General features: G+C 71.2%; 12 protein-coding genes and 1 pseudogene. 7 read left to right on the forward strand and 6 right to left on the reverse strand.

The features are described from left to right. A partial coding sequence (locus tag AB0B89_RS29675) for a hypothetical protein (protein WP_358559402.1) occupies positions 1-556 on the reverse strand: 556 nt, incomplete at its 3' end. A gap of 173 nt (positions 557-729) precedes the next feature. Further along, positions 730-2286 (reverse strand): MDR family MFS transporter, encoded by a 1557-nt coding sequence (locus tag AB0B89_RS29680; RefSeq protein WP_358559424.1) that lies wholly within the window; start codon positions 2284-2286, stop codon positions 730-732. A gap of 148 nt (positions 2287-2434) precedes the next feature. Between AB0B89_RS29680 and AB0B89_RS29685 the strand changes: the two genes are divergently transcribed. Then, complete coding sequence (locus AB0B89_RS29685; protein WP_358559404.1) at positions 2435-3025, forward strand: TetR family transcriptional regulator; 591 nt, start codon at positions 2435-2437, stop codon at positions 3023-3025. A gap of 546 nt (positions 3026-3571) precedes the next feature. Next, on the forward strand, positions 3572-4441 hold the full coding sequence (locus AB0B89_RS29690) for a hypothetical protein (protein WP_358559406.1): 870 nt from the start codon (positions 3572-3574) through the stop codon (positions 4439-4441). A 152-nt stretch (positions 4442-4593) separates the two neighbouring features. Here the strand turns inward: AB0B89_RS29690 and AB0B89_RS29695 are convergent, their stop codons facing one another. From AB0B89_RS29695 to AB0B89_RS29705, 3 genes are read right to left on the reverse strand one after another with little or no spacing between them, the layout of a single operon-like run. Beyond that, positions 4594-5370: a MauE/DoxX family redox-associated membrane protein gene (locus AB0B89_RS29695; protein ID WP_358559408.1), complete on the reverse strand. Its 777-nt coding sequence runs from the start codon at positions 5368-5370 to the stop codon at positions 4594-4596. Between the two features lie 9 nt (positions 5371-5379). Continuing rightward, complete coding sequence (locus tag AB0B89_RS29700; RefSeq protein WP_358559410.1) at positions 5380-5976, reverse strand: cell wall protein; 597 nt, start codon at positions 5974-5976, stop codon at positions 5380-5382. 10 nt (positions 5977-5986) lie between these two features. Then, the gene (locus AB0B89_RS29705; protein WP_358559412.1) at positions 5987-6436 is read right to left on the reverse strand and encodes a hypothetical protein; all 450 of its coding nucleotides are present in this window, start codon (positions 6434-6436) and stop codon (positions 5987-5989) included. Between the two features lie 300 nt (positions 6437-6736). Between AB0B89_RS29705 and AB0B89_RS29710 the strand changes: the two genes are divergently transcribed. Further along, positions 6737-7624: an alkaline phosphatase family protein gene (locus tag AB0B89_RS29710; protein ID WP_358559414.1), complete on the forward strand. Its 888-nt coding sequence runs from the start codon at positions 6737-6739 to the stop codon at positions 7622-7624. 80 nt (positions 7625-7704) lie between these two features. After that, entirely contained in the window at positions 7705-8721 is a 1017-nt protein-coding gene (locus AB0B89_RS29715) for a hypothetical protein (protein WP_358559416.1), read from the forward strand. A 33-nt stretch (positions 8722-8754) separates the two neighbouring features. Here the strand turns inward: AB0B89_RS29715 and AB0B89_RS29720 are convergent, their stop codons facing one another. After that, positions 8755-9729, reverse strand: coding sequence for an acyl-CoA desaturase (locus AB0B89_RS29720; protein ID WP_358559418.1), 975 nt, complete (start codon positions 9727-9729; stop codon positions 8755-8757). A gap of 243 nt (positions 9730-9972) precedes the next feature. Here AB0B89_RS29720 and AB0B89_RS29725 point away from each other — a divergent pair, with 243 nt between their 5' ends. The 3 genes and pseudogenes from AB0B89_RS29725 to AB0B89_RS29735 form a co-directional block, all read left to right on the forward strand. Continuing rightward, the gene (locus AB0B89_RS29725; protein ID WP_358559420.1) at positions 9973-11283 is read left to right on the forward strand and encodes a cytochrome P450; all 1311 of its coding nucleotides are present in this window, start codon (positions 9973-9975) and stop codon (positions 11281-11283) included. Positions 11284-11285: 2 nt separating this feature from the next. Next, positions 11286-12866, forward strand: coding sequence for a peroxidase family protein (locus tag AB0B89_RS29730; protein WP_358559422.1), 1581 nt, complete (start codon positions 11286-11288; stop codon positions 12864-12866). Next, positions 12863-13731, forward strand: a pseudogene (locus tag AB0B89_RS29735) (hypothetical protein); the annotation flags it as partial. The gene AB0B89_RS29730 and the pseudogene AB0B89_RS29735, both read left to right, overlap by 4 nt.

Raw genomic sequence — 13731 nt, forward strand, 5'->3', positions numbered from 1 at the left:
GCCGGGCGGCGCGGCTGCGGACGCGGCATCGCCGGCTCGTCGAGCAGTGCGAGGGGTACCGGCCGCCGCCGCCCGGCTCGCCGTTGCCGGTGACGCACTGCACGGAGGAGGTCATGTCGCCCGAGACGGTGCCGTGGATCATGTTGACCTTGAACCGGGTGTAGGGGTCGCCCGCCCGGGGGGAGGTGTCGGCCCAGTCGTCGCCCGACGTGGAGTCGTGGTCCTTGATCAGGACGGAGATCTCCTGGTCGAGGACCGTGGTCGGGATCTGCTGGGTCAGCGTCCAGAACGGGGCGACCTGGACCTGGTCCTCAGCGGCTCTCGGGGTGGTGAACGTGGGGAAGCCGGCGAAGGTGATCTCACCGTAGAAGTCGGGGGCGCTCTCCCCGGCGCTTTCGAGACCTTCGTTACGGCAGGGATCGACGCAGCTCACGAGCAGGACGCGCACAGTGAGTGGCTGGGTGCTGGCCGCCGCTCTCGCGGGTGTGGTGACGACGGCCAGGCCCAGGGTCATCATGAGGAGGGCGAGAACCGCGCGTAGGGGACCGGTAGACATACCGCAACCATCGGTTCATTTGGACCGATCCAGCATGAGTAGCCCCCTACTCAATCCCCCCATTTCGTCTTACGTCCGAACAGCCGGGCGCGTTTGCGCGTCGAAGATCCTCCCGGGCGGTGCCGATCCCGCTTTCCGCGACGCCACCCGGGGAGATATTCGGACGCCGGTGGTCAGCGTTTCGCCGTGCCTGGGTCGGCCGTCTCCAGCGGCTGTTCGCCGGCCTTGGGGGGCTCGGGGAGGTCCAGGCTGTCGCGCAGCTTGGTGGGCTTGAGGAAGAGCGTGGCGACGACGCCGACCACGCTGATCGCGGCGGAGACGAGGAAGATGTGCCCCGTGGCGTCGCCGTAGGCCGCGCGGACGACGGTCCTCGCGGCTTCGGGCAGCGCGCCGATGTTGAGGGTGGTGCCCGCCGAGCCGGACGGCCGGATGCCCGCCTTCGCGAAGCCTTCGGCGATGCCGGAGGCCACTTGGTCGGCGAGGACCGCGCCCAGGACCGAGACCCCGAACGTGCCGCCCAGTGACCGGAAGAACGTCACGGCGCCGCTGGCGGCACCCAGCTCGCGCAGCGGGACGGTGTTCTGGATGGCCAGCACCAGGTTCTGCATGCACATGCCGACGCCGATGCCGACCAGCAGCATCCCGCCCGAGACGAGCACCAGCGAGGTCTCGTGGTCGATGGTGGACAGGCCGAGGAACCCGAGCGTGAGCACGATCGACCCGGTCACGATGTACGGCTTGACGTGGCCGCTCCTGGACACGAGCCGCCCGGAGATGGTCGAGGAGAGCAGCACCCCGAGCATCAGCGGGATGGTCAGCAGCCCGGCCTCGGTGGGACTGTACCCCCGGCCGATCTGGAAGTACTGGCCGAGGAACACCGCTCCGCCGAACATCGCCATGCCCACCGCGAGGCTGGCCAGGATGGCGAGGGCGGGGGTGCGCCTGCGGACGACGTGCAGCGGCACCACCGGCTCCTTGACCCGCGACTCCACCCAGGTGGCGACCGCCAGCACCAGCACCCCGCCGCCGGCGAGGGCCCCGGTCTGCCAGGAGATCCAGTCGAAGGAGTTGCCCACGAAGGTGATCCAGATGAGCAGGATGCTGACGCCCGCGGCGATCAGCGTGGCGCCCGCGTAGTCGACTCTGGTGTCCGGGCGGCGGATCGAGGCCACGTGGAGCGTCTTGTGCAGCAGGACGAAGGCGAGCGCCGTGAACGGCACGGCGATGAAGAAGCACCAGCGCCAGCCCAGCCACGAGGTGTCGGCGATCAGCCCGCCGAGCAGCGGCCCGCCCACGGTGGCCACGGCCATCACGGCGCCGAGGTAGCCGTTGTAGCGCCCCCGCTCCTTGGGAGTGATCATCGCGGCGAGGACGACCTGGACCAGGATCTGCAGGGCGCCCATGCCGAGGCCCTGGAGGGCGCGGAAGGCGATGAGCTGGCCGGTGTTCTGTGCGAACCCGCAGGCCAGCGAGCTGACCATGAAGATGACGATGGAGATCTGCAAGAGCAGCTTCTTGCTGAACAGGTCGGCCATCTTGCCCCAGATCGGGGTGGAGGCCGTCGCTGCCAGCAGCGAGGCGGTGACCACCCACGTGTACTGGGACTGGGTCCCGTCGAGCGCGCCGATGATCTGCGGCAGCGCCACCGACACGATCGTGCCGCTGATCATCGCCACGAACAGCACCAGGAGCAGGCCGCTCAGCGCTTCGAGGATCTGCCGGTGGCTCATCGGCTCCGCGTCGTGCGTGGTGACCGGTTGTGCGCTCACGCGCGACCTCCGATACGGGGTAATCGGGAACGGACCGGACCACCATACATGCACATTGCGCAAGTTTGCGCACCGAGCATGTTTGCGTGGACAGTAAGCTGTCCGTGTCATGACGACCACAGTGGGGTTGCGCGAGCGCAAGAAGGCCGAGACGCGGCAGGCGGTCCACGAGGCCGCGCTGCGGCTGACCGTGGAGCACGGCCTCGAACACGTCACCGTCGAGGCCATCGCCGACGCCGCCAACATCTCGCGGCGGACCTTCTCCAACTACTTCGCCAGCAAGGAGGACGCCCTCCTCTACGGCGACGAGCAGCGCATCCGCCTCATGGGGGAGAGGGTCCGCGCCCGCCCCGCCGAGGAACCGGCTTGGCGGGCGCTGCGCGAAGCCGTGCACGAGCTCGTTCGCGAGCCGGGCGGCCCCGAGAGGGAATGGGCGGTCCGCGCCACGCTCGCCAAGAGGCATCCCTCGCTCCTGGCGCGGCAGCTGGCCAACCACGCCAACCTCGAACGCGACCTCGCGCAGGCCATCGCCGGGCGCGGCGATACGGGCACCGGCACACGGCCCCGGGTGATGGCGGCGGCCTTCCTGAGCGCGGTGCGCATCGCCACGCACATGTGGATCGACGAGCACGAGTCCCGCACCATGGGCGACATCCTCGACGACGTCTTCGACGAGATGGCCCGGCCCTTCGACCGATGACGGATGATCGCGCCCGAAAGCGGATTTTTTTCTACTTTCGTAACCTTGCGGTGACCTGCTAAAAGCCTCCCATGCCGAGAGTGATCGGCTGATTTGCCTGCTTGGGCGCTGAGATTGCGGGCAGGCTTTCCCGGACCATTGCCGGACTCAGAGGCCGGGGGTGAACGTCGTTCCGCTTGGGCAAGCGAACGACTCCTGTCATGCCGCCGTCGCTTCGGCGCGAGTTCGATCGGATCAAGCTAGTTGGAGGACATGGTGACGCCAGCAAACCCTGACAAGCCAAACGAAGAACGGTCGACCGAACCGGGCGGGCCACGCTGCCGCATCCCACGCCCACTGTTCTTCGCCGCAGCTCTCGTGCTGGCGGCGTCGGGCGGCGTCGAAGCGGCCGCGGCCTCGGCGTCATCGCCCACGACGCCCCCGGAGGGAACGCCGACTCCCACGGTGACGATCAGCGAGACTCCCACGGAAACGCCCACCGAAACGTCCACTGCGACCCCGACCGAAACTCCGACCGAAATCCCGACGCCGGCCCCCGCCGTCAAGGTGTCCGCCGCCGACGCCTGGCGCTTCATCGGCACCCCGCACGGCGAGTTCGTCGTGCCGGCGAAGGACTGTACCTTCCCGGTGCTGTTCACCCAGACCGGGCAGGCCACCGTCGTGGCCGAGGACGCGATCACCGTGAAGAGCCAGGACGGCTACGAGAGGGTGTACGCGATCGGCGGCTCCACCCGGACCGTGTCCGGCCGGCGGGGCGACACCAAGATCAAGCAGGGCGACTGGGTGTCGGTGACCGCCGCGACGCCGGGCGATCCCACGACCGTCCCGCCGCAGCCCGAGCCCACTGCGGTCCCGCCGGAGGACGTGCCGACGACCACGCCCACGACCGAGCCGACGACCGCCCCGCCGACGACCACGCCCACGCCCGAGGGGACGACCGCCTCGCCGACGACCGCCCCGCCCACCACCGCGCCGGCGACCGCCCCGCCCACCACCGCGCCGGCGACCGCCCCGACCACGGGCGAGCCGACGACCGCTCCGTCCCAGAGCGCGCCGGCGACCGTCGCGCCCCAGGTGGAGCCGACGACGGCCGCGCCACAGGATGAGCCGGCGACGACCGCCGCCTGGGTCTTCGATCTGACGCGGCCCAGCAAGAACTTCTGGCGGGGCAAGGGCTGGTGGGCTCCCAAGCACTGGCAGCCCGGCAACCTCCAGTGGCGTGCCCCCAAGCCGTGCCCCACCCCCACCGAGACGCCCACTCCGACCCCGACGGAGAGGCCCACCGAGACCCCCACCGAGACCCCGACCGCTACCCCGACTGAGACTCCCACGGGAACTCCGACCACGACGCCCACGGACGAGCCGGCCCCGACGGTCACCGCGACCGTGACCGTTCCCCCGAGCTCGGCCCCCTGACGCTGAGCGCCGACCTTTCGCCGGTGGCCGCGGGCACGAGCCCGCGGCCACTTCGCGTCCGGGCCGTACCCGGCCGGTCAGGAAGCGAGGGCCAGGGTCCCAAGGGCGCGGTGGAGACGCTGACGAAGGCGTGACCGGCCCCTGAGGGGACGTCAGGCCAATGCGGGCTCCTGGATGAGGGCGACGCGGACGGCCGACGGGTCGCCGTCGGAGAGGGGTACCGCGAAGACCGCCGTCCGCTCGCGGGCCGCGTAGACCACGAACCGCAGGCCGTCCTCGTCCCACACGTCCTGGACGTCGGAGGTGAGCCGCGCGGACGCCGAGCAGTAGGCGGGGCTGAGGTAGAGCAGCCGCAGCGAGACCTCCAGCGGGATCTTCTCGGGCGCGACCACGGCGAGCGGCCTGCGCAGCCGTACGAGAAGCCGGCGCAGGGGCGTCAGCCAGTGGCGGTCCAGCTCCGCCGAGAGCGCCAGCAGGGCGGCGGCCTCCGCCAGGCCCACGACCACGCCCGTCGCGTCCAACGGATACGGCCCCGCCCAGATGGCCGCGACGCTCACGGCGAGCAGGAGTCCCGCCCGCCCAAAGCCGCGCCAGTTGACGGGACGGGCGTGCGTGCCCAGGCAGCCGCACGACGAGGCGGGCGCGGCGAGGCGCCCATAGGTGAGGTAGAGGAGGAATCCGGCGGAGAGAACGGTGGCGGCCGTCCCCTCCAGCGGCGAGGCCGGCGGCAGCAGCAGCGCCGCCGCAACCGCGAGCTCCAGCACCGCGACGAGCCGGAGCGCCGGGACCGCGCGCGCCGCGCCGACCAGCCGGGCCAGGGCGGTCTGCCCCGCCTGCGCCCGCATCCGCCGGCTGAGCAGTTTCATCAGGGCGGCCCAGAGCAGGAACAAGGCGATCACGTACGGCTGCGGCGCGGCGATCCCGTGCATCTGTGGCTCCTAGTGGGGGGAGAAGACGGTGGCGATGTCGACTTCGTTGGTGTCCGGCCGCCAGGCGCCCAGGACCTGCACGTGCTGGCCCACCCGCAGTTGCGACAGGTCGGCGGAGGGCGGCGCGTCGGAGTAGACGGCCACCGACTTGCCGGCCACGAGGTGGCAGAGGATCTGCTTGCCGTTGTGGTCGAGGTGGACCTTCTCGCTGGTGATGTTCTGGATGTGGCCCTTGACGTTGACGATGTTGAACCACACCGATTCGGCGGCGAGGACGCCGTCGGGCATGCGAACGCCCCGGGCGTAGAGTCCGTCACCGGGCTTGGCCTGGTCGAAGGCGACGGGGCCCAGCTTCCACAGGCTCGTGCCGTCGACGACCCTGATGCGGTGGAACACCCAGTTCGAGCCGAGGACGAAGAGCGTGTTGTCCTTGATGGAGCGGATCCGGCCCTCGGCGAAGTTCGGGTCGGGCGTGCCGGGCTCGACGTCGGGCGCCGCCTGGGCGAAGGCCGCCTCCGGGCCGAGCGACCCGAACGCGGTCGCGGCGACGACGCCGGCCCCGCCCCCGAGCACGGCGGACTTGAGCAGTTGTCTTCTGCTGGTCATCGGACGCCTCCTAGGGGACCGAGATCTCGCACGGCCGCAGGCCGGTCGAAAGGCTGGCGATCCGGCTGTAGGCGGCCGGGGTCAGGTCGATCAGCCGGTTGCTGGCGCAGGTCGCGCCGCAGCAGCTGCGCTCGCCGCAGAACAGGTCGGTCTGGGGGCCGCAGTCGGCGATGGTGGTGACGACGCTGGTGCCGCTGCACAGGGCCGTGGTCCTGTGGCTGAAACCACAGGTCCTGCGCGACATGCTGACGCCGCAGCTGTCGGGACGGGTGATCGCCCAGCAGGCGTCGGAGGTGTTGGGCCAGGCGTGCTGCAGGCTCCCGGAGTTGCAGGTGCCGCACGCTCCCTTGCCGGTGGTGCTGCACGGGCCCCAGGCCGCGCCGCAGCAGAACCAGGAGACCTCTCCTTGGACGGGTCCGAGCAGGTCGAGGGGTGGGTCGGTGGACTGGCTGCGCGCCATGCGCGTCCTCCTTGGGGGGTGAGCTCTGACGGTTCCCCGATTGTGTGGTGCGCTTAGGCCGAAATTTCTTGACTTGTCCCATGAATAACATGTAATGAAATTTCGTCAATGCCCAAACTGCAGCCGCTCCGGCCTCACCAAGGCGGCCAGGGAACAGGAGTGCCGGCCCGGCGGGTCCGGGGGAGGGGCGCGGGAGTGGGAAGCTAACTGTTCGGCTTGTGTTCACCCCGTGCCATCGGAGGACTAGCACATCGCGATTTAACCTGACATGGCTTACCACCCTCCGTGCAAAGGACAGTCATGGCTGTTTCCGCTGGAAAGGGACGCTCCCGCAGGGTGCTCCTCTCGGTCGCGTCCGCCATCGGCCTCATCGTCGGCCTCGGCCTGTGGGCCGGAGCAGGCACGAGCTCCGCGGCCTCCGTGCCGTCGCCGAGCCACGTCGTCGTCGTGGTACTGGAGAACCACGCGTACTCGCAGGTCATCGGCAGCTCCAGCGCCCCCTACATCAACTCGCTGAAGACCGGCGGCGCCAACCTCACCCAGTTCTACGCCGAGACCCACCCGAGCCAGCCCAACTACTACGCCATGTTCTCCGGAGGCACCCAGGGAATCACCGGCGACGGCTGCGTCACGATCGGCTTCAGCTCCGCCGCCAACCTCGGCTCGGAGCTGATCGCGGCGGGCAAGACCTGGGCGAGCTACAACGAGGGCCTGCCCAGCCAGGGCTCCACGGTGTGCACCAGCAGCGGCGGGAAGTACGCGCAGAAGCACAACCCCTGGTTCGGCTTCCGCAACGTCCCGGCCTCCACGGCCTACACGATGGCGCAGTTCCCGACGGACTACACCAGGCTGCCGACGGTCTCCTTCGTGGTCCCGGACCTGTGCAACGACATGCACGACTGCTCGGTTTCGACCGGCGACACCTGGCTGAAGAACAAGCTCGGCGCGTACGCCACCTGGGCGAAGTCCAACAACAGCCTCCTTGTGGTCACCTTCGACGAGGACAACAGGCTCAGCGGCAACCGCATCGCGACCGTCGTCTACGGCCAGCCGGTCGTCCCGGGCAGCACGTCCGCCACCACCTACAACCACTACAACCTGCTCCGGACTCTGGAGGACATGGCCGGCCTGACCTCCCACGCGGGCAACGCCGCCTCGGCCTCGGACATCACCGGAATCTGGAGCTGAGCTGATGTGCGCCCCGCGCGGGACGGACACGCGATGAGGGCATGTAGGGCGGCGTACGCTCCGGCCGGGACGGGGACGTGATGACGACCCGGGCTCGCCTGGTCACGCTGCTGGTCGCGGTGGCGCTGCTGTGCTCGCTGGCCCTGGCCTCGGTGCTGCAAGCGGCGCGGCGGGCGGAGGAGCGCGACCGGGCGCGTCCGGGCGGCCCGCCCGTCGCGCCCGGCGCCGTGACCCTCGACCGCGAAGGGCGAATGATCTTCCGCAACATGGCCTGGGGAGCGCACCGGGACGAGCTGGTCTCCGTGGCGGCCTCCGACCCGGGCGGGGCGCGCACCTCGGCCCCGATCCGCTGCCTGCGCTTCCACGCGGCGGCCGGGACCGGGGTGTGCCTGCGCAAGGTGGAGGGCCCGATACGGGAGACCTACTACGCGTCGGTACTCGACGCCCGGCTGCGGACGCTGCGCGACTACCCGATCGCGGGCATCCCGTCCCGGGCCCGGGTCGCGCCGTCCGGACGGCTGGCCGCCTGGACGGTCTTCGTGGGCGGGGACTCCTACGCCGGGAGCGACTTCTCCACCCGGACCTCGATCGTCGACACGCGGACATGGACGCTGACCCCGAGCCTGGAGACCTACGCGATCGTGAAGGACGGCAGGCCGTACCACGCCTCCGACGTGAACTTCTGGGGCGTCACCTTCGCCGACGACGGGCACTTCTACGCGACCTTGGCCACCAAAGGCGAGACCTACCTTGTGCGCGGTGACATCGCCGCGCGCAAGGTGACCACGCTGCGTCCGAACGTCGAGTGTCCGTCGCTGTCGCCCGACGGCACGCGCCTGGTCTTCAAGAAGCGCGTCCCCGGCCTCAGCCCGGACGAGCCGTGGCGGCTGTACGCGCTCGACCTGCGGACCATGCGCGAGACGCCGCTCGCCGAGGCGCGCAGCGTCGACGACCAGGTCGTGTGGGCGGACGGGCGCACCGTGATGTACGCCCTGGCGGGGGACTTCGGCGCCGACCTGTGGTCGGCGCCCGCCGACGGGACCGGCGCCTCCAGGAGGGTGGCCCTCGCCGCGCTCAACCCGGTCTTCGTCGGCTGAGGCCGGCGTCCAGGAGGGCGGCGCTCGCCGCGCTCAGCCCGGTCTTCGTCGGCTGAGGCCTCCGGCGGGGGCCCGGCGGGCGTGTACGCGCTCGGGGCTCGGCCAGCGCACGGCGTACGCCCAGCCGGCCCGTTCGAGCCAGCGGATCAGCCGGGCGCTCGGGTCGAGCTGCCCTCTGAGCACGCCGTGGCGGGCGCAGGTCGGCTCGACGTGGTGCCAGTTGTGCCAGCCCTCGCCGAGGGTCAGCAACGCCACCCACCGGACGTTGGACGAGCGGTCCCTGGTCTGGAACGGGCGCTCGCCGAAGGTGTGGGCGACGGAGTTCACCGACCAGGTCACGTGGTGCACCACGGCGTAGCGGACCAGCCCGCCCCAGAACAGGGCGGTCCACACGCCGGCCCACGACATCGCCCACAGCCCTCCCACGGCCGCGGGCAGCAGGAAGGACAGCGCCGCGACGGCCGGGTAGGCGGAGTCGAACCGCCGGACGTCCGGATCGGCCAGCAGGTCGGGCACCCAGTGCTCACGGCTGGAGCGCCGGCGCGCGGTGAAGAACCACCCGGCATGCGCGTGCGCCATGCCCCGCAGCAGGGCGGCGCCGCCGTCGCCGTAGCGCCACGGCGAGTGCGGGTCACCGGGCTGGTCGGCGTACTTGTGGTGGCGGCGGTGCTCGGCCGTCCACAGCGTGACCGGCCCTTCGACCGCCATGCCCCCGGCCAGCATGAGCGCGATGCGCAGCGGCCTGCGGCACCTGAAGGCCCGGTGGGTGAAGTGCCGGTGGTAGCCGACCGCGATGCCGAAGATGCTGATCACGTACATGACGACGGCGATGACCACGTCGCGCGGGCCGATGCCCCACCCCCAGGCGGCGGGGACGGCGACGGCCAGGATCAGCACCGGAAGGATGACCAGGGCGATCAGATAGGCGGCGCGGCGCCCGGCCGTGACCGCCACCGTTTCGGCCGTGCCGTGCTCCGGACGGGCCGGCGGGAAGGCCGACATGGTCATGCTCGCTCCCTGCGGTCGGCGAGGACCGCCTGGTGTGCGGTCCGGGCACCCATTCAACGGCCGGACGACCGGGCGGGGGGAGTTGCCTGGAAGTGACGCATCAATCACGTAGGGCAGGCAAGGGATCGCAATCTGTAGCTATTCTGGGGGCGATGTGACCCGGCGCACGGAGATCGCCACGCAAAGTGGCGGCAACGGCCTGGTCCGGTAGCGGTTCAGAGGCGAGACGGAGGGTCCTACGGCATGGGTGCTGTCGATCAGGCGACCGCGGGCGACCATCTGGAGAGATACGACGCGGCCATGGCACGCGATCCGATGTCCGCGTTCGCCCTCGTCCGTGAGTGGATGCGCACCGACTGGCGCGCCTTCTTCGCGGTGCTGCGCGAGCAGCGGCCGATCTTCGTCACGCCCGCCTTCACCGTCGTGACCCGTTTCGCCGACGTCACCGAGGTGCTCTCCCGGGAGGAGGTCTTCTCGGTCCGGGCCTTCGGCCCGCGCCTGGACGCGGCGCTGGGCGGGCCGTTCATGCTGGCCAGGGACGCGACGCCGATGAACTGGCGTGAGAAGGGGCTGATGCGGGTCATGCTCCCTCCCGAGGAGGCGGCGCGCCTTCGCGGGCTGGCGGGGCGTTCGGCCGACGAGGCGCTGGACGCCGTGGCCGGGCGAGGGCGCGTCGAGGCCGTCGGCGAGCTGTTCCGGCACGTCGCCCTGCGCGTGTGCGCGGAGTACTTCGGCGTCCCCGGGCCCACACCGCAGACCCTGTCGCGATGGACCAGGGCCGTGGTCACCGACGGCTTCGCCAACTTCCAGGGCGACCCCGCGATCAGGGCCGCGTCGGTTCTCGCGGGCGAGGAGATGATCGACTACCTGCGCGGCCTGCTCGCCGAACGCCGGGCCGCCCTTTCGGCGGGGCCGGTGCCGCCGCCCGGCGACGTCTTCTCGCGGCTCGTCCGCACGAGCCTTCCGGCGGAGGTCGGCCTCGGCGACGAGCGGATGCTGATCAACATGGCGGGGCTGCCGCTCGGGTTCGTCGAGAGCGGGCCGGGGGCCATGGTGGAGGCGGTCGAGCAGCTCATGCTCCGCCCCCGCGTGCGGGCGCAGGCCGTGGAGGCCGCCGCCGACCCCGATCCCACCCGGTTCGATGGCTATGTCTGGGAGGCTCTGCGGTTCAGCCCGTTCTTCAAGCTGCTGCCCCGCGTGTGCGAGCGCGACCACGTCCTCGCCGCCGGCACCCCGCGCCGCACGGTCGTCCCCGCAGGCACGTTCGTGCTTGCCGCTCCGGCCTCGGCCATGTTCGACGCCGACGTGGTCGACGAGCCGGACGAGTTCCGCCCGGGCAGGTCGGGGCACCTCCAGTTGTTCTTCGGCCACGGCCACCACGCCTGCCTCGGAGTGCACCCCGCCAGGGCCGTCATCTGCGAGGTGGTGCGCCGCCTGCTCCTGCGCCCCGGGGTGCGTCTGCTCCCGCCGCCGGACGGGGTGGTCGTCCGGGCCCACGGGATCTTCCCCGACCGGTTCGTCCTCGGGTTCGGCCCGCAGGGGAAGGAGACGTGACGGTGGCGTCCAGCAGAGCGAGAAGCATCGCGACCGACGGCGCCGCCAACCGGCTCCGATTCCTGGCCCTGACGCGTGGACGGCCGCTGTGGGACCTCGCGCAGCGCGTCCAGCCCGTACGGCGGCGGCTCAACGCCACGCTGATCGACCACGCGGTCCGCGAGATGCCGCCGCGGCCCGAGCCGCTGAGCACCATGGCCGACTACACCTCGTGGGCCTCGCTGACCGATCGCACGTTCAGCGGGCGTCACGTGCCGCCGGTCGCCGGAGCCGAGACCGGCAGGCCCACGCCCGAGCGCGCGGCCGACCTGTTCACGCGCGGCGACACCATGATCCCGTGTCCCCGGTCCACCGTGCTGTTCGCGTACTTCGCCCAGTGGTTCACCGACGGGTTCCTGCGCGGTGACACCCACGTCCCGAGGGACCCGCGCAAGAACAGCTCGAACCACCACATCGACCTCAACCAGCTCTACGGGCTCGACGCCGCCGCGACCGCCGCCCTGCGCGCCTTCGAGGGCGGGCTGCTCAAGAGCCAGGTGATCGGCGGCGCCGAGTTCCCTCCCCACCTCTGCGAGAACGGCCGGGTCAAACCCGAGTTCGCCGCGCTGAGCGTGATCCGTTTCGCCGAGCTCACCCGCGAGCAGCGCGACACCCTGTTCGCGACCGGCAGCGACCGGGGCAACATCCAGATCGGCTTCACCATGCTCACGGTGCTGTTCCTGCGCGAGCACAACAGGGTGGCCCGCCTCCTGGCCCGCCACTACCCGCGCTGGGACGACGAGCGCCTGTTCCAGACCACGCGCAACATCCTCATCGTGCTGCTGATCAAGCTGGTGGTGGAGGAGTACATCAACCACATCACCCCGTACCACTTCCGCTTCACCCTGGATCCCCGGCTCTCCACCCTGCTCGCCCGCGCGCCCTGGCACCGGGAGAACTGGGCCTCGGCCGAGTTCAACCTGGTCTACCGCTGGCACAGCCTGATCCCCTCCGCCCTTTCCGTGGGCGGGCGGGAGCTTCCGATGGCGGACACCCTGGTCGGCGGCGCGCTCATCCCCGGGCCGGGGCTCGGCCGGCTGTTCGAGGAGGCTTCGCTGCAGCGCGCCGGTCGCATCGGCCTGTTCAACACCGACCCCGTGCTGCGGGAGGTCGACGTGGCCAGCGTCGCAGAGTCGCGCGCGCTGAACCTCGCGCCCTACAACAGCTACCGTGAGCACTGCCGCTTCCCCCGTGTGCGCCGCTTCGACCAGGTCTCCGGCGATCGGCGGGTGAGCGAGGCGCTCGGCGAGCTGTATCGCGGCGTGGACGACCTCGACCTGTACGTCGGGCTGTTCGCCGAGGAGCCGGGGGACGCGAACGCCATGCTGCCGCCGCTCCTCACGAAGATCATCGCCATCGACGCCTTCTCCCAGGCGCTGACCAATCCACTGCTGGCGTCTCGGGTGTTCACCACCGCGACCTTCTCCCCGTACGGCATGAAGATCATCGCTACCACGCGAACGCTGTCGGACGTGCTGCACCGCAACGTCCCCGAGGACCCGCGACCGCGCTTCGTGAGCCTGACCCGCCGGGAGGATCGGTGAACGACGACGACCACCCCGGCGGCGGCCCCACCGGAGGCGACGCGAGTGGAGGCCACCCCGGCGGCGAGTGGGTCAAGGCGGCGAAGCCGCTGCGCACGGCGGCCAGGGAACTGGCCGAGATCGGGGCGGTGATCCAGGAGACCTCCGCCCACGCCACGGCGGCGCTCACCGACGGCGCCGTGCTCGGCGCCCTGTGGCGCGCCCCGGCCGAGGGCTACCGGGCGCAGCGGGCCCTGCTCCGCGCGGTGACCGATCGCGCGGGGCTCGGGTACGCGGTCGCCGGCGGCCGGCTGGGCGGTCTCGCGGCCAGGGCCGGCGGCATGGCGGGAGCGGAGAGCCTCGCCGTCCTCATCCTCGCGACGTCGTTGCGGCTGCGCATCGCCGCCGTCACCCAGGATCATCCCGAACTGGCCGGCGACCCGCTGATGGGCAGGCTCATCGAAGCGGTGGGCGCCGACCGCGACCTCCAGGCGCTCCGGGCGCTGCGCGCCCTGCTCAAGGACCGCGGCGCGGTGCGCACGCTCAGCGGGCTCGCCCCGGTCTTCGGCGAGGTGCTCGCCCTGCGGGCCCTGCTCGACGAGAACCCGCTCAACGACACCGCCGCCTGGCTGATCGCGACCGGCGGAGGGTACGCCAGCGCCGATCCCGTCACCGGCATGAGCAACCGTGCCATAGCGGTCCTCGACAGGGGGAAGGGCGCCGCGCGACGGCTGGAGCTCGACGCGGCCGAGGCCGAGCGGCTGTGCTCACACGGGTCGCTGCTCGGCTTCCTCCGCAACATCGGCGTCGTCGGCCGCGGGCTTCAGGAGTCTTGGCCGGGTCAACCGTCTACCGCTCGTGCTCGACGTGATAGTCGGGCTTCTCA

It is taken from the genome of Sphaerisporangium sp. NPDC049002, assembly GCF_040649355.1.
GTDB lineage: Bacteria > Actinomycetota > Actinomycetes > Streptosporangiales > Streptosporangiaceae > Sphaerisporangium.